Genomic DNA, 21,291 nt, shown 5'->3' on the forward strand with positions numbered 1-21,291 from the left:
CGGTTGATGTTTGTTCGCACTTACATTTTACCGGAAGGGCGATTCTTTTTGTGGACATGTAGGGCAACATTCAAACAGATTTTCATAAATAAGGGGCTCCCCCTAAGTGCACTTGGCACTTTTGGGACAGCCCCTTTGTTGGACATGCACCGATTACTGTAGTAAGGCAATAACATTTCGAACAGAATCCGCAGATCTGTCGAGCGCCGCCTTTTCCTCCGGCTGTAATTCGATTTCAACAATTCGTTCGATACCGTTTGCACCCAAAATGGTAGGTACGCCGAGGAACAAATCCTCGTAACCATATTCACCTTCCAAATAAGCTATAGCCGGCAGCAAACGCCTTTTGTCCTTCAAAATCGACTCAGCCATTTGCGCAAGGGACGCAGCAGGTGCATAATACGCGCTGCCCGTGCCGAGCAAACCGACGATTTCACCGCCTCCGGTTCGCGTACGCTGCACAATTTGTTCTATCTTCTCAGCAGGCAAAAGTTGCGTGAGCGGTACCCCGCCAACGTTCGAGTAGCGGACGAGCGGAACCATGTCGTCACCGTGCACGCCGAGGACGAAACCATGCACGTCCTCGACAGAGACGCCGAGCTCCGCGGCGACAAACGCATTGAAACGCGCGGTATCGAGCACCCCCGCCTGGCCGATGACTCGCTGTTTGGGAAAGCCACTTGCTTTGTAGGCGACATATGTCATCGCATCAACAGGGTTCGATAATACGACAATAACCGTATTGGGAGAGTATTGTACAACCTGCTCCGTTACAGCTTTCACAATACCGGCATTCGTCGTCACAAGATCATCACGGCTCATTCCCGGCTTGCGTGCAACACCAGCCGTGATGATGACGAGGTCCGAGTCAGCCGTGTCCTTGTAGTCGCTAGTTCCTATTACCTGGACATCACTGCCGACAACCGGCATCGCCTCAAGCATATCTAAGGCTTTGCCCTTGGTCGGATTCTCGAGCTGCGCAATGTCGAGCAGAACGATATCTCCCAACTCTTGCAACGCGAGCATGAAAGCCGTAGTCGCCCCGGTAAAGCCAGCGCCGATGACCGAAATCTTCTTTCGCTTAAGCATGTGGGGTGCCCCTCACTCCATGTTCTTGATGATTTGGTCGCCGAACTCGGAGCACTTGACCTCTGTAGCCCCATCCATCAAACGAGCGAAGTCATAGGTGACAACCTTTTGTTCGATGGCCTTTTCCATCGCGCGCGTGATCATGTCGGCAGCTTCTTGCCAACCAAGGTATTCAAACATCATAACGCCGGAAAGGATGACGGAGCCGGGATTCACTTTATCGAGTCCCGCATACTTCGGTGCTGTTCCGTGCGTCGCCTCGAACACGGCGTGCCCCGTTTCGTAGTTGATGTTCGCCCCCGGAGCAATGCCGATGCCGCCGACCTGGGCAGCTAAAGCGTCCGAAATGTAGTCACCATTCAAATTCAGCGTCGCAATCACGTCGTATTCTGCTGGGCGCGTCAGAATCTGTTGTAGGAACGCGTCAGCAATGACGTCTTTGACGATGATTTTTCCTGCCTGGACAGCTTCACTCTGCGCCCGATCTGCGGCTTCTGCACCTTGCTCAGCCTTGATTCGATCATACTGTGCCCAAGTGAAGACGCGATCCGAAAACTCGCGCTCAGCCAATGCGTAACCCCAATTTTTGAAAGCGCCTTCCGTAAACTTCATAATATTTCCTTTATGAACAAGCGTGACGCTCTTGCGTTTATGGCGCAGTGCATATTCAATCGCCGCGCGCACCAGACGCTCCGTGCCCTCCCGAGATACCGGTTTAATGCCAATGCCCGATGTCTCAGGGAAACGAATCTTCTTCACGCCCATCTCGTTTTGCAGGAACTGGATCACCTTTTGAACTTCGGCTGTTCCCTCCTGCCACTCGACACCTGCATAGATATCCTCGGAATTCTCGCGGAAGATCACCATATCGACCAACTCGGGGTGTTTCACAGGCGAGGGCACGCCTTGAAAATAGCGGACCGGTCGTTGGCATACATAGAGATCTAACTCTTGGCGAACCGCCACGTTGAGCGAACGAATACCGCCACCCACAGGCGTCGTCAAAGGTCCTTTAATGCTCACGATGTACTCCGAAAAAGCCGTGAGGGTATCTTGTGGAAGCCATTCCTGAAACTTATCGTACGCTTTTTCACCGGCATACACTTCATACCATGCGATTTTCCGCTTGCCGCCATAGGCTTTTTCAACGGCGGCGTCAAACACACGCTGCGAAGCACGCCAGATGTCAGGACCTGTTCCATCCCCTTCGACAAACGGAATAATGGGGTGATCCGGAACTTGTAAACGTCCATCTTTGAGCGTGATGGGCTCCCCTGAAGTCGGTAGCGAATACTGTTGAAAGCTCGGCATGGCAGGCCCTCCTCGTATGTAGTGAACCAACTCTGGCGGTCGCGACGCGACACCCTTGCGTAGGTGCAGAACATGGAAGTAGGTGGGTGTGCTCTGCAATCCATCCCATTCCATAATAGCACAACCGGTCTCGTCTGCAATCGCTATCAATGGGGGCGTAGTGCCGGAACGTTGATTTCGACAAGAAAGCGTGAGGTCGTCGTCTCGATACGCGCAACGCCGCGCATACGTTGTGCCAAGCGCTCGACAATTTTCAGCCCGACTCCCCGTTCTGGCGCCTGCCGTCGATCGCCGTCAACGCGACTTCCGACGGCATTCTCCACAAGAAACACAATCCGCCGCCCTTCGCCATAAAGCGACCATGACGCCGTGGAGGGCCTCGCCGCGTGATCGATCACGTTTTTGAACAGCGTGCTAATCAGGCGCTCCCATTCTCCTGCAGTTGTCTCGACGAACAGTCCTTCGTCCGCAGCGCCAGACACTTCAATGCCAACGCCAGCAGCCACGGCCGTAAAGCGGTCAGCTAATTCATTTGTAATGTCGGAGACGGCCACCGGTTCCGTAGGCTGATCCGCGACACCGGATCGGAGCTTGGACAAATAGAGGATGTCAGATACCATTTTTGAAGCTCGTTCCAATTCACGCCTTATGTCCGCTGCCGTGTGCGGATCGACCCCACGGCTGGCTAACATGGCGTTCGCGGTGGCAATGGGCGTCTGCAATTCATGCGACAGTTCGAGCACCGACTCATTATAAGCGGACCAGGTGCGAAACGCCGGTTGCACAAGTCTGCGAGCCAATACTAAGTCCCCCGCAACGGCGAGCAAAAATCCTGCGCCGCCGACAACTTCCATCAGGCGAAGCGTGTGGTGAAGCATGGAGCGCTCTTGTGTGATCAAACTGTACATGTACAGGACCACGGTCATCTTCGATGGAGAAGCTAAAGGGTTGTACGCCGTCTCCACGACATCGCTTGGCAGCGCGTCAGGGTCGGGAATCGTCAGGGTGTACAGACGGTACGGCTCGCCATTATAGGCAAAGGTGGCGAACTTGTGCAAAACGGCGACACCGTGAATCACCTCAAACGGCACAGGTGCGTGCGGCGAATGTGCGATCTCGGCACTGCTGCCGACGGCATAATAATAGATACTGTTGCCGAGGCTGTCGCGCACGGGAGGTCCTTCGCCTTCGCGATACGCGCTGCGGGCTAAGGCCGCTTCTACGGCGGGGACGCTGTTCTCCATCGCCAATTCGCCGTCGCGAACCAGATCGCTCTGCAATTCGTGATACACGACAATCCCCAACAGCACAAGTAAAAGGCCTGTGCTCATGATGAGCAGGCCCGATATCGTGACGTACATCCGTCGAAACATCTTTATTCGCCCTCCGGCTGCAAGGCGTAACCTCGTCCACGCACGGTGACAATCGCATTCTTCCAGCCGATGTTCGCGCACTTTCGCCGCAGAAAGTAGATATAGGTGTCAAGGGCACTGTCGGCAACCTCTGCATCTGGCCCCCAGACTTTGGCGATGAGTTGATCTCGCGTCATCAACTGGTGTTTATGCCGCATCAAGGCCTCCATAAGTGCGAATTCCTTGCTGGTCAACTCAAGAGTCCTGCCCTCGTATTCCAAGCTTCGCGACTTGGTGCGTAAGGTTGCCTTGCCATGCGTCAACACTTCCTCATCGGACAATGAGGGGGTTCTCCGCACTAACGCACCCACACGCGCCAGTAGTTCATCGGGATGAAACGGTTTGCCGAGGTAGTCGTCCGCACCCTTATTGAGACCAAACACGCGGTCTTTCGGGTCATTTTTCACCGTCAACATCAAAATCGGCGTCGGGCAACCAGCCTCGCGCAGTTGGGTGAGGGCTTCAATCCCATCGCCATCTGGCAACATGTAATCGAGCACAATACAGTCATACGCCATGCTCATCCCGTGTTCTACCGCGTCAAACACCGTTTCGACGGCATCGACCAGATAGCCGTGCCGCTCGAATAGTGCAACGAGTTCCCGGCGAAGCTGCGGCTCATCTTCGACAACCAACAGCCTCATGGCGTTCCCTCCTCGTCCCTACCTGCGAGTCGGTACGCAACCGGGATCGCAGGCTAGATTCATGCTGGTAAGAACCCTAGTTTCGATTTGACGTCCGCAAGTGTTGGCGCAGCTAATTCCGCCGCCCTCTGCGCGCCACGCGCAAGGATCTCATCGACCTCACGCGAACCGACGAGTTCACGGTACCGCGCTTGAATCGGTCTGAGGCCTTCGACGACGACTTCTGCCAACTCCTTCTTGAACGGACCATAACCTTGACCCGCAAAATGCCGCTCGACATCCTCCATCGACATATCCGCAAACAGGCCGTAAATCGTCATCAAATTGCTCACTGCGGGTTTGGCTTCGGGATCGTAGCGCACTTCTCGATCCGAGTCGGTAACAGCACGGCTGATTTTTTTCCGTATCACGTCCGGCTCATCGAGCATCGAAATGAACGCCCCTTGGCTTTCATCGCTTTTACTCATCTTTTTAGCTGGGTTTTCGAGGCTCATGATGCGTCCGCCGACTTTGGAGATGTATGGCTCCGGAACGACAAACGTCTGGCCAAACCGATTGTTGAATCGCTCGGCCACATCGCGCGTCAGTTCAAGATGCTGTTTCTGATCCTCACCAACCGGGACGACGTCTGTCTGATAAAGTAAGATGTCGGCGGCCATGAGGGCCGGGTAGGTGAATAACCCTGCCGTAACGACATCCTTTTGTGCAGACTTGTCCTTGAACTGCGTCATGCGAGACAATTCGCCGTAATACGCAATGCACTGTAGCATCCAGCCCAGCTCTGCGTGTGCTGGAACGTGTGACTGTACAAACAGGGTGGCCTTGTCTGGATCGATCCCGGCCGCAAGGTACAAGGCAGCCAAGTTGCGCGAATTGGTCCGCAACTCCTCCGGATCCTGAGGTACAGTGATGGCATGCATGTCCACCACGCAAAACAGGCACTCCGCTTCCTGCTGCAGGTGTACAAAATGCTTCATGGCACCGAGATAATTGCCAATCGTCAGCGTTCCAGATGGTTGAATCCCCGAAAACACCCGCGTCATCATGATTCCCCTAACTTCTCAAAATTGGCTCAAATAGGCCACCATGCACATTCACATGGCAGGCGCTAATCAATGTAAATGACTGCTTATAGTATGCATAAACCCGAGTATGGCAACGCGGAATCCCACTTCCGTCGAAGAGGAATTCCGCGCAATGGTTGGTGGCTCGTGTCGGCCTCGTACCCAAAAGGATGTAAATCCGTTACACGGTATGGACCTTCAGGAAGTTGGTCGTCCCGGAGGTGCCAGCCGGAATACCACCCATGATAATGACCCGATCCCCAGTGTGCACACAGCCTGTTGACAAGGCCCCCTGGATGGAGCCTTCCAGGAGTTCATCGGTGGTTTCGGCAATGTCCGGCGCAACAACAGGGTGTACACCCCAGAACACGGTCAGCCTGCGCGCAACGTGATCGTACGGTGTCACGGCAATGATAGGGGACATTGGGCGGTACTTGGATACCGAGCGAGCTGTGTGCCCCGATGTCGTTGCCGTGACGATTGCAACGACGTCGAGATCAGCCGCCAAAGTGCGCACCGCATGAGCGAGAGAATCAGACACCGATTTGGTGACCTCTGTGCGGTGGCGGTAGGTCACTTCCTCGTGCGCCAAGGCGGCCTCCGCACGCTCGGCGATTTGCGCCATCGTGCGCACAGATTCAAGCGGATAGCGGCCGGCGGCCGTCTCACCGCTAAGCATTACAGCGTCTGTGCCATCAAAAATGGCGTTTGCAACGTCACTCGCTTCTGCTCGCGTCGGCCGCGGGTTGCGCTGCATGGAATCGAGCATCTGTGTGGCGGTGATGACAGGCTTGCCGTACTTGTTACAAAGCGAAATAATACGCTTTTGCGCCAGCGGTACTTCTTCAGTCGGAATCTCAACGCCAAGATCGCCACGAGCAACCATCATGCCGTCGCTGACTTGGGCGATTTCATCGAGCCGATCCATACCTTCCTGTGTCTCGATCTTGGAAATGATGTCCGCTTGGTAATTGTGTTGCTCAAGGATTTTGCGCACTTCCAGAACGTCAGCCGCCTTGCGGACAAACGATGCGGCAATCATGTCGACCCCTTGTTGAATACCGAATACAATATCCGCTTTGTCTTTCTCTGTAACGCCAGGAATGCGCAAGGTGACGCCCGGCACGTTAATGCCTTTATTGTCCTTAAGCGTACCGCCATTCGTCACTCGGCAATGAATGTCATGGCCTTTGACAGCCGTGACTTCGAGTCCGATAAGGCCGTCGTCGATGCGGATGGGCGCGCCCGGATAGACATCATCAACAAGGCCTTCGTACGAAATCCAAACGCGTTCCTTCGTGCCGATTTCAACAGGATCAATCGTCAGCACGATCTCGTCGCCGTCCGCCAGTTCCACCTGGCCGCCTTGGATCTTGCCCGTCCGGATCTTGGGCCCTTTAATGTCCAGCATAATGCCGACATGCTTTCCGACCTTTGCGGAGGCTTCGCGAATGCGGCGAATCCTTTCAGCGTGTTCATCGTATGTACCGTGAGAGAAGTTCAAACGAGCGACGTCCAGACCAGCTTCGATCAACTTTGTCAGCGTTTCAAGCGATTCGCTCGCAGGACCAATCGTTGCAACAATCTTGGTTTTTCGCATGTGAAACCCTCTCTTTGCAGCAAGGTTGTCCGCCTCGACCTCAGGTGAGGTCGCAGCTCACCTAAAAATGGCCGAATGCGGAGTCGACAACAAAGGAAGAAGCGGAATGTCCAGCTCCAGGCTGGACACCGCTTCACTGCCGTTCGATGTATTCTCCCATATCCCGATACTTATGGTATCGCGCGGCCAGAAGTTCATCAATAGGAATCTGCGAAAGTTCACGTAAAGTTGCCATGACCTTATCGCGTACCGACTGCACCATAGCCTTAGGATCTTTTTGAGCACCGCCGCGCGGTTCGGCGATCACGCCATCGACAATGCCGAGATCGAGCAAATCGGCCGCAGTCAAACGCATAACCTCAGCAGCCTTCGGCCCGAGCTTACTGTCCTTCCACAGAATGGCGGCCGCAGATTCGGGGGCAATGACTGAATACCAGGCATAGTCAAGCATGAAAATGCGGTCTGTGATGCCAAGTCCCAGTGCACCCCCGCTGCCTCCTTCGCCGGTCACGATGGAGATGGTCGGCGTCCGCAACCCGGCCATCTCGAGCAGGTTTTCCGCGATGGCGACGCTCTGTCCGCGTTCCTCTGCCGACATGCCCGCATATGCACCGGGCGTATCGATAAAAAACACCACGGGGCGGCCAAATTTCTCAGCCTGACGCATCAAACGCAGAGCCTTCCGGTAGCCTTCCGGGTTTGCCATGCCAAAATTGCGGCGAATGTTTTCCTTCGTGTCGCGGCCCTTTTGATGCCCAATCACGGTGATGGGATGGCCCGCGACGAGCCCGATGCCGCCTACGATGGTTGGATCGTCCGCAAAATGCCTGTCGCCGTGCAACTCGAGGAACTCGTCACAAATTCCCTTGATATAGTCGAGCGTCGTCGGGCGGCCAATTTGCCTGGCCAATTGCACGCGCTGCCAGGCGGTCAAATTGGCATACGTGCTCTCCGTCAACTCTTCGAGCCGCTCTTCCAGCTTCCTTAACTCGCCGTGTAAATCTAAGCCGTTCTTCTCCATGAACGACTTCAGCTCAGCGATTTTACCTTGAAGTTCGGCTATCGGTTTTTCAAAGTCGAGTTCAGTCGGCATCGGCCCACCCCCGAGCTGTATGGATGCGGACGATGGCCGCCAACGCATCGCGCATTTGCTTGCGGTGCACGACTTTGTCAACCATGCCGTGCTTCAAATTGAATTCGGCTGTCTGAAAGTCATCCGGTAGCTTCTGGCGCATGGTCTGCTCGACGACACGGCGTCCAGCAAATCCAAACATAGCCCCAGGTTCGGCGATGATGATATCGCCAAGGCTCGCGAAGCTAGCGCTGACGCCACCCGTGGTCGGATGTGTGATCACGGAGACAAACAGCACACCACTATCGTGCATCCGGCGCAAAGCGACGCTTGTTTTGGCCATTTGCATCAACGACAAAATGGCCTCCTGCATGCGCGCACCGCCTGAAGCCGTAAACAAAATCAACGGCTTGCGTTCGACACACGCCCGTTCCATCGCGCGCGTCAGTTTTTCGCCGACAGCCGCTCCCATACTGCCCATCATAAAGCCGGGATCCATGACAGCCATCAAAACTGGCATGCCGTCGATCTCGCCTTTCCCTGTCAGTGCACCTTCCGCCATTCCCGTCGCACTTTGAGCCTTCGCCAATTTTGACTCGTATTCAGGAAAACCTAGCGGATTGGTCGACGTGATGCCCGCGTCGAGTTCAATGAATGTACCTGCGTCCAGCGTCAACTCGACGCGTGTTCGCGCATCGACGCGAAAATGAAAATTGCACTCCGGACAAGTGTACACGTGCTTTTGTAACTCTTTGGCCATCAAAAGATTGCCGCACGCCTCACACTTTTGCACAAGCCCTTTGGGCACGTCGCGCTCGACGACTTCAGGCGGCTTCTGAACAGGTTTGGGTTCGGCAGCCGTCCCTAGGGTGGCATATTGGCGCCGCCTGTAAAACAGGTCCTTTAACACGACTCCACCTCGTTTTGCAGTGGTTCCATCACAAAGAAGAGTGCAGAATCTCCTTCAGGATTTCCTGCCCCTCATCCAATTCGCTCTCGGGTATCAAGATTTCGAACTGCTCTTTCGCGCCACGCGCTTGCCTCACTTTGACTAGGAAGCCCTCTTCCGTCAACTTGTTCCGAATCTGGTCAGCCTGGCGGGCTGTCGGTGCGATGTAGATGACCGTCCACATTCGTTCTTCGCTCCTAGCAAGCAAAATGAGAATTCTTGCAAGCATTATATCATGATCAGACAGAGTGGGCTGGCCCCACTCCTTGTCTCTACCATAGCACAATCAGACAAGAGGGCAAGCACGGCTCGTTTCTACCCTACGACTGTCGACCTCAGCGTATGCCCCTTACGACGATTTCTTCGGCGCCTCACGCACACGCACGTTGCCGATGCCAACGACCTCTTCAAGCAGTGTCACAAGTTCAGGCGTCACCTCGACACGCCAGCGCTCGCCGAGCAGGCGTGTCCGCCTTGCCGTCGCGTCGTATAGCGCCACAGGCGTCACGCCCGGGAAGCCAGACAAGGCCGCCTGCACGCGACGCAGAGTCGATCCGCCCTTGTTTCCCGCGTAGCGAATATACAAGATTTTTGTTCCTTCGTCAGATATTGACGGCTGCGCAGGCGGATCGTCCGCTGGAAGTCCAAATCCCAGTGTGAGGCCTGCAAATTGACGAGCTTCCTCGGCCCGTTTCCATGCTTCTTCGAACATTTGCTGTTTGGCCGATGGCGCGGCAGCGTCCGGAAAGAATTCATCAAAAGCTCCCGCCAAGAGCAGGCTGTCTAACGCCTTGCGGTTGACCAGGCGCGATTGTATGCGCTGGAGAAAATCGACAAGCGACGAAAATGGACGCTCGCGGCGCAGGGCGAGAATGTGTTCGACCGCCGCCTCCCCAACATTGCGAATGGCGAGCAAACCTGTACGAATGGCGCCGTGCGCATCCACTGCATAACCGCGCTCACTTTGCGCGACCGACGGCGGCAAGATGGCAATGCGATGCCTGCGCGCATCCTGCTCATACGTTCGAATCTTGTCTGGTGCGCCCATTGCCATGGTCATCAAAGCAGCCAGAAATTCCGGCAGATGGTGAGCTCGCAGGTAGGCCGTGCGATACGCCAGAACCGCATAGGCGGCGGCATGTGAGCGATTGAAACCGTAGTCGGCAAAACGGACGATTAAGTCGTAAACATCATGGGCCGTCGCGGCGTCGTAACCGTTGCGCAAGCATCCGTCGACAAAGCGCGATCGCTCTTCATCGAGGATGTCCCGCTTTTTCTTGGATACAGCCCGCCGCAACAAATCGGCCTGGCCGAGGGAGAAACCCGCCATCAAGCTGGCAATTTGCATGATTTGTTCCTGATAGACGATCACGCCGTACGTATCCTGCAAAATGGGTTTCAGATCTGGGTGCGGGTAGCTCACCGCGACGCGCCCGTGCTTAGCGTCGCAAAACGCTGGGATGTTCTCCATGGGTCCTGGCCGGTTCAACGAGATCACGGCGACGATGTCGTCGAGCGTCGTCGGCCGCAACTGTTTAAGAACCCGGCGCATGCCTGGCGACTCCAATTGAAAAACGCCGTTGGTCTCCGCGCGCGTCAGCATTTCGTAGGTCGCGGGATCGTCTGTCGGTATGTGCCGCCAGTCGATCATTTCACCTGTGCGCTCGCGGACGGAACGGATACAGGCGTCGACGAGCGTCAGCGTGCGCAACCCGAGAAAATCCATTTTCACGAGCCCCAGAGCCTCGACGTCGTCCATGGCGTACTGCGTCACAGGCGCCCCATCGCCGCCAGGATCGAGCGGAACCCAGTCGACAAGCGGCCCCGGTGCAATGACCACGCCCGCCGCGTGAATCGAGGTATGATGAGGCAATCCTTCAAGGCGCACCGCGGCGTCGTAAAGGCGCAAGGCCGCTTCCGCCCCCTCGATGATCCGCTCAAATGAAGGGACCTGCGCGCGTACGGCCGAAAGCGTCACTCCCGGCTGCCCTGGCACCAACTTGCTTAATTGATCCACCAGTTGCGGATCAGCCCCCAGCATTCGGCCTGCATCGCGCAAGGCTGCGCGGGCGGCGAGTGTGCCAAACGTACCAATTTGGGCGACGCGATCCCGTCCGTACTTGTCGACCACATACGAGATGACCTCGCCCCGCCGCTCGTACTCGAAGTCAGTATCGATATCGGGCAGCGAGACGCGCTCGGGGTTTAAGAACCGCTCGAAGAGCAGGTGGTTAGCCATCGGGTCGACATCTGTGATGCGCAGTGCGTAGGCGACAAGACTGCCTGCCGCCGAACCGCGGCCAGGCCCTGTCGAGATACCTCGTTGATGCGCATAGCGAATGAAATCTGCGACAACTAAGAAATAATCGGCATACCCCATGTTGCAGATGACGTCCAACTCGTACTGCAAGCGCCGTTCGATCTCGCCGTTCACATCGCCGTAGCGCGCGGTCGCACCGACGCGCGCCGCCTCCCGCAAAACGACTTCGCTTGGGCGACCGTCTTTGGTCTGGTAGCGCGGCATCTGTACCTGGTACAAAGGCAGGTGCAACTTACACTCGTCCGCGATCGCAACGGTGTTTTGCAGAGCCTCGGGCAAATTGGCAAACCGCCTGGACATCTCGTCAGCGCCGACCAAAGCAAACCGATCGGTCGGCCACATGTCCTCGGCATCGGGGCGGTCGAGAGCGGCATAGGCGCGATGCAACTTTGCGTCCTCTGGAAAGCGATAACGGGCGTCGTTTGTAGCGACTAAAGGCACATCCCAAAGCTTCGCTGCGCGCAGCAAGCCCGGCAACCCCTGGCGCTCGACCATTTTTTGGTGGTCCTGCACATCGATGTACACTTGCCCCGCCGGGCAGGCGCCGAGCAACGTTTGTAACGATCGCTCCGCCACTTGTTCGTCGCCTGCTGCATATTGCGCCAGCAAGCGGGATTCCCCACCACCGATGAGACAGATCAAATCTGTCGCATGCATGGCGAGTTCGTCCACCCGAATGAACGGCACGGGCCCATTCGCCTTCGCGCGTGTGACGAGCCGCGTTAAAGCCCGATACCCGGCAAGCCCACGCGCAAGTAGCACAATCGTCTCCAGCTCTCGCCGCCATTCGCTTCGCGCGCGCGCTACAGGCTCCTCTACCCCTTGCATCCGCAAGTCGATTTGCAGTTGACAGCCAATCACCGGTTCGACGCCTCGCGCCTTCGCCTGACGGTAGAACGAGACAGCACCGTACATCCCGTTTGTGTCCGTCAGCGCGATTGCCGGCATCTCATACAGGGCAGCTGCCTCGACGAGATCCTCGATGCGCAACAGGCTCTCGCGAAACGAATAGGCACTGTGCACGTGCAGGTGGACGAAGTCAGCCAACGAGATTCACCTCTCGATCCATTGTGCAGTCAACAAGGCCTTGGCGAACGCATCCGCCTCATCCTCGATGACGACCTCCACTTTCGCGTAGCGCCTACCATAATCGAGTACCTGCGCGCGCGCGTCGATGGTACTATCGACCGGTACTGGTCGCAGCATATACAGCGTCATGTTTTCGACCACCATGTCGGCGTGCCGCACACGCCGCAAGCAAACGCGTGCCGCCTCTTGAATGATGGTCGTCAGCGGCCCGCTCGCGAGCGTCCCGCCACTTGTCGTCATCTGCGGCGTCACCTGTCCGCGCAAAAGCACCTGGCCATCCCCCGACTCCACCGACGCGAAATCGCGAACCACCACATCTTCCACCGTCTCTGCCACCTGTGGCTGCCGACTCATAATTTGTAGAGCCCGAATCACATCCTGACGAGTCAAGACGCCGACGAGATTGCGATCACGCACGACCGGCATCATCTCAATGCCTTCAAACGCCATGCGATGAGATGCCGAGGCAATCGTCGTCTTTGGCGTCACCGTCACCGGATGGCGAGTCATAAAGCGCGCGATGGGTGCAGATGATTCGGCTTCCGCGACGTCGCGTGGGCTGATGATCCCGACAAGCCGGCCGTTGCGATCCACCACCGGCACGCGCGAGTGTCCCGTCGCTTCAACCAAGTGGTAATAATCGCGGACCGTATCTACTGGCGTCAGCGTCGATAGCGACTGTTCCTGAACGACATCTTCCACGTAGAGAATGTCTTTTTTAATCATTTGATCATACAACGCGCGGTTGATCAGCGTCGCCGTCGTAAACGTGTCGTACGAACACGAGATGAGCGGCAACTGATATTCGTTGGCAAGTCGCTCGACCATCGGCGACGCCGTAAAGCCGCCCGTGATGAGGACGGCTGCCCCACTCTTGAGCGACATGCGCTGCACTTGCTCGCGGTTGCCGACAATCATCAGGCTACCAGGGTTCAGGTAGCGGCTGATGGACTCCGTCTTCATCGCGCCGATGACGAGGCGTCCAAGCGATTTGTGCAATCCTTCGCGCCCTCCAAGCACCGTCCCTTCGACAATGCGCACCACTTCGGCAAACGTCAGGCGCTCAATCTGTGCCTTTTCCTTGCGTTCTACACGAACGGTGCCAATGCGGTCGAGCGTCGAGACGAAGCCCTCTCGCTCGGCGTCTTTGATGGCCCGATAAGCCGTTCCCTCGGAGACATGCAACACACGGGCAATTTTTCGAACGGAAATCTGCGCGCCAAGCGGCAACGACCTTATATAGTCGAGAATTTGCTGGTGCTTGGTAACCACTGTCTTCCCTCGCCCAAGGCCGGATGCAAGTCCGCCGATTTCTATCTCCATATTACCGAAGAAGTTGGCATCGATCACGCCGCACACAGTGTACAATGTGAGGTGAGCTTACGAACAGGAGACGTGGACACATGAACATGTACGACGGCATGCGGCGCGTAGTAGGCATGAAAGGGACGGGGCACCCAGTGCTGGACTGGACATGGAGGATCGCCGTCATTCTATTTTGCGATTTGATTGGCGCCATTTCCGTCAACAACTTTTTGACACCCGCCCGGATTTTGGCCGGCGGCGTCACGGGCGTTGCGCAGATCATTCACCACTACGTACACATCCTTGGTGTCGGCACGCTGTTTTTCGTCTTCAACATTCCGCTGTTTCTCATTGGGTACAAGTATCTGGGCAGACGGTTTATTTTGCAGACCGGGATTGCCATTCTAGGGTTCTCGGTCATTGCCGACGCCGTTCACATCCAATTTCAAACGCCGAAAGACCCTCTTCTCATGGGCTTGTATGGCGGCGTCTTAAGCGGCCTATCATCCGGCCTCGTGATTCGGGTTGGCGGCTCCATGGGCGGTACGGACATCCTGAGCCTTGTTATCAATCGGCTGACGGGCCGCAGCGTCGGGTCCATCGGCTTTGTGATGAACGCCGTGATCGTCATCCTCTCGATGTTCGTCTTTGGCGTGCCGGCGGGACTTTATACGCTCGTCAGCATGTATGCAGCATCGCGTGTCGTCAGCGGCCTCATGCATTTCCAACAGCGTAAAACAGCGCTTATTGTCACCGAAAAGCCGGCAGAAGTCAGCAGTGAAATCGGCCAAAAACTCGTACGCGGCAGCACCATCATGCGCGCCTACGGAGCGTATACACAGCGTGAGCGCGGTGTGCTTTTGTGTGCCATGACACATCTCGAAATGTCGGACCTGCGAGATTTAGTACAGTCTATCGATCCCAATGCGTTTATCACGATTCTCGATACCACTGAAGTGATTGGCCACTTTCGGCAAAACAATCCATAACAACCTATTCACATCATGTTCTTGCAATAGGTTTAATTCTTACACACCCTGTCCAAACTTCTTCATAGTGATGGAATTTGCAAGTTGGACAAGGAGTGTGAGATTCGTGGCACAAATTCCGCTTCCGTTGGTATTGGCGATGATCGCCATTGGTATTGGCGAGTGGCCTGCGGTCAATGCTTGGTCAGAAGTGAGCATCTTACATCATGCACTCGTGCATGGCCTCTTTGCGTTCGCAGGTGCATTGGCGGGCTTTCAGACGGCCTGGTGGACTCGGCGCGCAGAGGACTCCGCATTTACACAGCATGAAGACAGCGATAGTGAGGTGATATCGTGAAGCAAAATCCTTTGCTGTACGTTGTCGCGCTCTACGTATCCGCAACGGTCCTGGTACTCGTATTCCTACCTGGACTGATCAACGATGAAGCACACTTCTCTCATTTCGTTCAGCATTTGTTGATTATCGCAGGCGCAGCCACATTCGCTTACGCAGCAGAGCGCTTGCGGCAACTAGCCGGACAGCGCAAGGCGTGATCGTAAAATACGGCGTAGAACAGGAAAAGTACCCCCACAGATACACCTCATCGCGGCGAATGTTATGGTAGCACGCAAATGAGGTGAATCCCGTGGCAAGAGGCTTGTTTGTCGCACTGTTTTCGACCGCTGCGGCGCTCGTCGTCACAGCATACGGATCAAACGTTCTTGCGGCATCGAACCCGGTTCCGCTGCTTACTGCGTACAGCAACGCGATAGACAACGGGACCGGAAACGCGACCATGCCATCGCGCCCCTCGTCGAACAAGTCCAACAAATCGGACATTAACCACATCATCACAGAATTTGAGCAGGCTATCGCACCCTATCAGCACATTCAGCCAAAGAAAATTCCACATCCTGACGACAACAACGACACGGCACCGGAACCGACATCGCCAAACGACATGGCCTTGGCACTGCAGCAGACACTGAATGCGTATCAGACGGCCACGCACAATGACATGGTGGCACAAGCCCAACTACAAATCGCTGTCAATGCCTATATCGCGGCCTTGCAGGAAGCCGTCTCGACATCCCAGACCGCCCTCTTGACCGCACAAGAGCCGCAGTCAACAAACGTGATTTCCTATTTGGAAGATGCACTCGTCAATCAGAATGCAGTAGAAGTTGGAGTGAAAAGTTTACGGCTGGCTGCAGCCGAAAAAGATCAATCGGCGATACTCTCCATTTTGACAGACATGACCCAAGAGGAAGAACAAAAAGTAGCTGATATTCGAACGGCATCGCGTATCTTAGAAAAGTCGACAAGCTCGTTGCTTGCTAAACTTCCAAATAACTAGAACCAGATCCTTTCATGTGTGCATGTTTTTACACGAGGCCGCCCCACAGGTGCGTTCCATGTTGGGCGGCCTCTCACACATCTGGCCGGATCAGGTCATGGAAGGCCTTTTTGTTTTTGCAACGCCTCTAACAGCGTGGCTAATCGCTCCTCGTCTAAATCTGAGGCGGGATCGTTGGCGAGTTGTCGGATATTTAAGGCCGACACAATACTATGTGCGTAAACACCGGCAACTACTCTCCCATACCAAAATGCCCGATGCTTGACGACTGAGTTCAAGCATCGGGAGACAGCCCTGTTGATTGATTCCTCGACTTACAGACCAAGGCGTGCTGCACTTTGACGATCCAGGATGACTGTAACGTCCTTATGAAGTTGCAATATACTCGCTGGAACATCTGTACGAATGCCATCTTTCAGTGCTCGGTAGATAATATCAGCCTTGTGCTCCCCGAACGCCAAAAGCATAATTTGCTTGGCTTGCAGTATGGATTGTATGCCCATCGTAATGGCCTGCCGAGGGACATCGTCCTTTCTGGAAAAGAATCTTGCATTCATCGCTATTGTTTCAGGTGTTAAGTTCACCACGTGTGTACCCGTGATCAAGGTATGGGCCGGTTCATTAAAACCGATGTGTCCATTTACGCCGATCCCAAGTACTTGCATATCGATTGGATGATTCCGTATCACCTCGTTGTATCGTTCACATTCCGCCACGAGGTCGGGGGCGACTCCATTCGGTAAATGCGTCGACTGCATACGAACGCCAATTCTTGAGAACAAATACTGATTCATGAACTGGTGATAACTCTGCGGATGGTCAGGTGCGAGACCGACATACTCGTCGAGGTTTATCGTCGTCACATGAGAAACGTTCAGCCCGCAACGAACGAAATTGACCAATGCATCATAAACCGGAATGACAGTCTCGCCTGTTGCCAGACCGATGACCGGTCGTTCCGAAGAAGTAATGACCCTTTCAAGCATTGAAGCAGCGTAAATGCCAGCATCGGAAGGCGTGCGAAACACGCGAATGTTCATAACCTCTCCACCGTCCTTCAGGTCTTCTCCGACGTTGCCTGTCTATCTAATCCACAAAGATCTGTTCAACCGACTCCATATGTTGTACCAAATACGCTTCTTGAATAACCTTTTGACCAAACGGCCATTCTCGCTTCCGATAGGCCCATACCAAGAAGGCAATAATCCCCAATACCGTCCACACAATCGCCAAACGGATCGCTGCCCAACCTGAAGAATAAAACACATACGCCCAACCGATGAAGGCAAGAATGCTAGGAATGGGATAAAGCCACTGACGGAACGGCCGTTTCAGATTCGGTTGTCGCTTTCTAAGAATTGTGAGAGCGACAATCTGTCCCATGAATTGAATGACAATCGCCATCGCCATGAGTGCGTTAATGATTTCGGTCAAATTGAAGAAACAACAAATCGCCATGATCACGCCCATGACAAGCAGGCCGACATAAGGAAACTTGAGCCTCGGATGCAGGTTCGCAAACGATTTAAAAAATAGACCGTCACGTGCCGCGTTATACGGAAGTCTGGAAGCCCCTAGAAGGCCCGTGTACACCGATGCAAAACAAGTCCATATGATGAGCAGGGTAATGACGATGGCTCCAGGACGGCCCCATACACTTTCAACCAACTGAGTGCCAATATCCGTACTTTTCATCGCCGCTTGCCATGGTATGTTTCCAATCATCCCGATGTTCATGCACAGATATATCATAGCCACGAATAGAATAGATAACAGGATTGCACGTGGAATCGTTTTACCCGGATTCGACACTTCGTCGCCAAGGTATGAAGCTGTATAGTACCCCATGTAATCGTAGATAGAAATGAGCATGCCACTTCCGAGCCCAAGTAAAAACTTTGAAGGCGCGAAAGCGTTAGGTGGAAACGAAAAAGCTAGGTGTGCGTTAAAATGTATGGAAGCCGCCACAATCACCATGACTACTGTTACGATAGCACCGATCCATAATACAGTTGTCAGCCTTGCAATGGATGTAATCCTTCTCCACAAAAGCACCATCGTGATGATGGTCACAAGCACGGCAACCAACTTCGATTCCAAGCCCGTCATATGCGGAAAGAAATAAGCCAAATACTGCGTCAGGCCAATAGCACCAGTGGACATAATGAGGGGGGTGACAATCAGTGTTGACCAGACGAAGAGGAATGGCATAAGCTTTCCCGTTCGATACTGGAACGCCTCTCGCAAATACACATAAGTTCCGCCTTCACCCGGCATCGCAGCACCCAACTCACTCCAAACCAAACCATCGAAGGCTGCCAATAGCGCGCCAACCATCCATCCAAAAATCGCTTGCGGCCCACCCATGGCTGACAAAATGATGGGCACCGTGATGAATGGACCAGCCCCCATCATCTGCGACATATTTGTGGCGGTGGCTTGGAACAGCCCGATGCCACGCTCCAACCGTTGTCCTTCCTGAAGTGCCATGCTCTGTTCACCTCGCGAGAATGAGTTCATATTAGATTCTGTACATCTCCAAAATTGGGCTTGCCGCAGCTCCATACGCACCTGCCAATTCACCCAGCTGGGCCAATGTTAAACGCGCTTGTATCGGCATGATTTGCTTCAAACGTTGATCAATTTGCTTGAGGAGGGTATCCCCAACCCGCATCACGCCTCCCCCTAAAATGATTTGCGCAGGGTTTACTAGGGCAACCATATGAGCCAAAGCAAAAGCTAAATATTTGACTGTCCTGTCCACGACATATTGGCCCAATTCATCGCCATGTCGTGCGGCTTCAAACACTTCCTCAGTGCGAATCTCTCTGCCCCGAAGCATTGATTGAGGAAATAGATTCATATTTGCTTTGGCCTCTAATCGAATTCCAGTACCCGATGCTACGTTCTCAAGCGGTCCAAATCGGGTCAGATCACCTTTAGCATCTGTAAACGGATCAACCGGAGCATATCCGACCTCACCCGCATATCCTGCCGAGCCACGGTGAATTTGGCCACCAAGCATAAGTGCAGCCCCAATGCCAGTACCAATGGCGACAAAAATGACGTCCTCATCGTCACCACCAGCCCCCACCCATTTTTCCCCAATCAACGCCATGTTGACATCGTTGTCGACAATAATCGGCTCAGGCAGATATGAATGGAAGGCATCTCGCAAATTCACGTTTATCCAATTCAACCCTGGTGCAGCGATGACCGTGCCGTCCTCATAATTGATAAGCCCTGGTGCACCAATTCCGGATCCGACAATTTTATCTTTCGGAACGCCAGACTCCTGGAGAAACATTTGCGCTTGCCTGCGCAAATGCTCGACAATATCAGCCCCGTCGGGATGCGATGCTATCTTGCGATGCGCAATGACGCTTCCAGCGAGATCCGTCAGCATCAATATCGTCTTTGTTCCGCCTATATCCATTCCAAATGAGTATCGTGCCGTTGGGACGAACTCCAGTCGAACAGAAGGGCGCCCCCCTCTCGATGTTGATCTTCCTGTCCCAACTTCACGCACAAAACCATCCATAAGTAGGGAGTCGACGATCTCGGAGACAACCGATCGACTAAGACCTAAGCGTTTCGCGATGTCAGCTCTAGAAATGGGCTGATGCAATCTCACCTCCCTTAAAACATTTGCACGATTCAGGTTGCGCACGACGGTTCCCATACGCACTTCTGCACACTCCCTAGCAGGTTTGTTTGCTCTGATACCAAACAAACTTCTTTTGAAGGCATTATATATCGGGACAACGCGGCTGTAAACGCATTCATGAGGAGCCATTTGCGTGTCTGTAAACGTATCGACTGCGAGTTTCCTGATCAATTCCGTTGTACACACGGTCGTATAAAGACATATCCCAATCCCAATGACCCAAACTTAGGAAAGCACAGAGATTTCTTGATCAAAGACAAAAAAAAGACCCATCAGCATACGGCCGATGAGCCTGCCCGCAGACCGGGCAATTCGGGTTTAGGTACAGTGTAGAACAGTTCGTCTACACTACACCATGTAGTATACTGGCCCTTCATGCCGGACACATGAGTCCTGAGACCTATCTTTTGCGAAAAAAATTCTCCCTTACGCAATGCCCTTCCGCCCGCCAGGCCAACCAAGCACCTATATCTGGTATAGATCCGATGATAGATAGCGCTCTCCAGTGTCAGGCGCCAAGCAGAGCACTCGTGCATCCTTCGGCAGTTTGCTGGCAATTTGCAAACCATGAAACACAGAAGCCGCCCCCGATGCACCAAGCAAAATACCTTCTTCTGCAGCCAAGCGCCGCGCCGTGTTTTGTGCGTCTTTGTCTTCGATCAGCAGAATTTCATCGAAAGCCTTGCGATTCAAGATGCTAGGAACAAAGCCTGGGCCGGTACCGGGAATCTTATGCGGCCCTGGTTGCCCTCCCGACAACACAGGAGACCCTTTGGGCTCGACGACATAAATTTTGAGGCCTGGGATCCTTTTCTTTAATTCTTCACCCGTGCCAGTAACGGTGCCTCCCGTGCCTGCCGTCAGCACGAAAGCGTCGAGCTTACCCTCGAAATCCTCATAAATTTCAACCGCCGTCGTGCCACGATGGGCGTCTGGATTGGCCGGATTATCGAACTGTTGGGCGATAAAGCTATACGGAATACTTGCCGCCAGTTGTTCAGCCTCTTTGATGGCTCCTGTCATGCGCTGGCCTTCTGGTGTGAGGTGCACTTCTGCCCCATAGGCCTTAAGCAATTTGACACGCTCCTCGGTGGCGTTTTCCGGCATCGTGATGATACAGCGATACCCTCTGGCAGCACAAACCATCGCCAAGCCGATACCGGTGTTCCCCGACGTCGCTTCAATCACGGTGCTCTTGCCCGGAATCAGCTTACCCTCTTTCTCGGCTTGCAGAATCATGTTTAAAGCAGGCCGATCCTTTACGCTACCGGCTGGATTTTTCCCTTCTAATTTCACGTAAACCTGTGCACCATTCGGATCCGGAAGCCGGTTAAGGCGAACTGTAGGCGTGTGGCCGACGAGTTCGAGAATCGAGTTGTACAATGGCATGGCATTTACTCCTTGTTCGCGTTGAGCTAAGTGCTTTGAGCCAGCACAGCACCG

General features: G+C 54.4%; 18 protein-coding genes and 2 pseudogenes. 4 read left to right on the forward strand and 16 right to left on the reverse strand.

Going from position 1 to position 21,291, the window contains the following annotated elements:
- Window positions 1–153 precede the first annotated feature (153 nt).
- The 11 genes and pseudogenes from mdh to QMF38_RS02060 all read right to left on the reverse strand — a co-directional run bounded on the left by mdh (window position 154) and on the right by QMF38_RS02060 (window position 13,822).
- Entirely contained in the window at window positions 154–1,089 is a 936-nt protein-coding gene (gene mdh / locus QMF38_RS02010; protein ID WP_006447253.1) for a malate dehydrogenase, read from the reverse strand.
- A 12-nt stretch (window positions 1,090–1,101) separates the two neighbouring features.
- The gene (icd, locus tag QMF38_RS02015; protein ID WP_006447252.1) at window positions 1,102–2,400 is read right to left on the reverse strand and encodes an NADP-dependent isocitrate dehydrogenase; all 1,299 of its coding nucleotides are present in this window, start codon (window positions 2,398–2,400) and stop codon (window positions 1,102–1,104) included.
- A 146-nt stretch (window positions 2,401–2,546) separates the two neighbouring features.
- Complete coding sequence (locus QMF38_RS02020) at window positions 2,547–3,773, reverse strand: sensor histidine kinase (protein WP_058093827.1); 1,227 nt, start codon at window positions 3,771–3,773, stop codon at window positions 2,547–2,549.
- Between the two features lie 2 nt (window positions 3,774–3,775).
- A complete protein-coding gene (locus tag QMF38_RS02025; RefSeq protein WP_281758549.1) occupies window positions 3,776–4,456 on the reverse strand; it encodes a response regulator transcription factor in 681 nt (226 codons plus the stop codon).
- A 59-nt stretch (window positions 4,457–4,515) separates the two neighbouring features.
- Window positions 4,516–5,499 (reverse strand): tryptophan--tRNA ligase, encoded by a 984-nt coding sequence (gene trpS / locus QMF38_RS02030; RefSeq protein WP_058093829.1) that lies wholly within the window; start codon window positions 5,497–5,499, stop codon window positions 4,516–4,518.
- A 205-nt stretch (window positions 5,500–5,704) separates the two neighbouring features.
- Window positions 5,705–7,120: pseudogene (gene pyk, locus QMF38_RS02035) on the reverse strand (pyruvate kinase); the annotation flags it as partial.
- Between the two features lie 133 nt (window positions 7,121–7,253).
- The gene (locus QMF38_RS02040; protein WP_058093830.1) at window positions 7,254–8,213 is read right to left on the reverse strand and encodes an acetyl-CoA carboxylase carboxyltransferase subunit alpha; all 960 of its coding nucleotides are present in this window, start codon (window positions 8,211–8,213) and stop codon (window positions 7,254–7,256) included.
- Window positions 8,203–9,102 carry an acetyl-CoA carboxylase, carboxyltransferase subunit beta gene (gene accD / locus QMF38_RS02045; protein WP_058093831.1) on the reverse strand — a complete coding sequence of 300 codons (900 nt, stop codon included), beginning with the start codon at window positions 9,100–9,102 and terminating at the stop codon, window positions 8,203–8,205. The genes QMF38_RS02040 and accD overlap by 11 nt, the downstream gene beginning before the upstream one ends.
- Window positions 9,103–9,130: 28 nt before the next feature.
- Window positions 9,131–9,325 carry a hypothetical protein gene (locus QMF38_RS02050; protein WP_006447244.1) on the reverse strand — a complete coding sequence of 65 codons (195 nt, stop codon included), beginning with the start codon at window positions 9,323–9,325 and terminating at the stop codon, window positions 9,131–9,133.
- Between the two features lie 165 nt (window positions 9,326–9,490).
- Window positions 9,491–12,508, reverse strand: coding sequence for a DNA polymerase III subunit alpha (gene dnaE / locus QMF38_RS02055; protein ID WP_058093832.1), 3,018 nt, complete (start codon window positions 12,506–12,508; stop codon window positions 9,491–9,493).
- A 6-nt stretch (window positions 12,509–12,514) separates the two neighbouring features.
- A complete protein-coding gene (locus QMF38_RS02060) occupies window positions 12,515–13,822 on the reverse strand; it encodes a DRTGG domain-containing protein (protein ID WP_058093833.1) in 1,308 nt (435 codons plus the stop codon).
- 131 nt (window positions 13,823–13,953) lie between these two features.
- On the opposite strand from QMF38_RS02060, the gene QMF38_RS02065 reads away from it, so the two are divergent.
- The 4 genes from QMF38_RS02065 (at window position 13,954) to QMF38_RS02080 (ending at window position 16,181) form a co-directional block, all read left to right on the forward strand.
- The gene (locus QMF38_RS02065; protein WP_058093834.1) at window positions 13,954–14,844 is read left to right on the forward strand and encodes a YitT family protein; all 891 of its coding nucleotides are present in this window, start codon (window positions 13,954–13,956) and stop codon (window positions 14,842–14,844) included.
- Between the two features lie 106 nt (window positions 14,845–14,950).
- A complete protein-coding gene (locus QMF38_RS02070; RefSeq protein ID WP_083495961.1) occupies window positions 14,951–15,181 on the forward strand; it encodes a hypothetical protein in 231 nt (76 codons plus the stop codon).
- Window positions 15,178–15,378 (forward strand): hypothetical protein, encoded by a 201-nt coding sequence (locus QMF38_RS02075; RefSeq protein ID WP_058093835.1) that lies wholly within the window; start codon window positions 15,178–15,180, stop codon window positions 15,376–15,378. The genes QMF38_RS02070 and QMF38_RS02075 overlap by 4 nt, the downstream gene beginning before the upstream one ends.
- 92 nt (window positions 15,379–15,470) lie before the next feature.
- Complete coding sequence (locus QMF38_RS02080) at window positions 15,471–16,181, forward strand: hypothetical protein (protein WP_058093836.1); 711 nt, start codon at window positions 15,471–15,473, stop codon at window positions 16,179–16,181.
- A gap of 314 nt (window positions 16,182–16,495) precedes the next feature.
- Here the strand turns inward: QMF38_RS02080 and nagB are convergent, their stop codons facing one another.
- The 5 genes and pseudogenes from nagB to cysK form a co-directional block, all read right to left on the reverse strand.
- A complete protein-coding gene (gene nagB / locus QMF38_RS02085) occupies window positions 16,496–17,221 on the reverse strand; it encodes a glucosamine-6-phosphate deaminase (protein WP_058093837.1) in 726 nt (241 codons plus the stop codon).
- A 46-nt stretch (window positions 17,222–17,267) separates the two neighbouring features.
- The gene (locus QMF38_RS02090) at window positions 17,268–18,671 is read right to left on the reverse strand and encodes an APC family permease (RefSeq protein WP_281758550.1); all 1,404 of its coding nucleotides are present in this window, start codon (window positions 18,669–18,671) and stop codon (window positions 17,268–17,270) included.
- A 31-nt stretch (window positions 18,672–18,702) separates the two neighbouring features.
- The gene (locus QMF38_RS02095) at window positions 18,703–19,587 is read right to left on the reverse strand and encodes an ROK family protein (RefSeq protein WP_281758551.1); all 885 of its coding nucleotides are present in this window, start codon (window positions 19,585–19,587) and stop codon (window positions 18,703–18,705) included.
- A gap of 129 nt (window positions 19,588–19,716) precedes the next feature.
- Window positions 19,717–19,977 (reverse strand): annotated as a pseudogene (locus tag QMF38_RS14775) (winged helix-turn-helix transcriptional regulator); the annotation flags it as partial.
- A gap of 336 nt (window positions 19,978–20,313) precedes the next feature.
- Complete coding sequence (cysK, locus tag QMF38_RS02100; RefSeq protein WP_058093839.1) at window positions 20,314–21,237, reverse strand: cysteine synthase A; 924 nt, start codon at window positions 21,235–21,237, stop codon at window positions 20,314–20,316.
- Window positions 21,238–21,291 lie beyond the last annotated feature (54 nt).

Source organism: Alicyclobacillus hesperidum subsp. aegles, assembly GCF_027923525.1.
Classification (GTDB): domain Bacteria; phylum Bacillota; class Bacilli; order Alicyclobacillales; family Alicyclobacillaceae; genus Alicyclobacillus; species Alicyclobacillus aegles.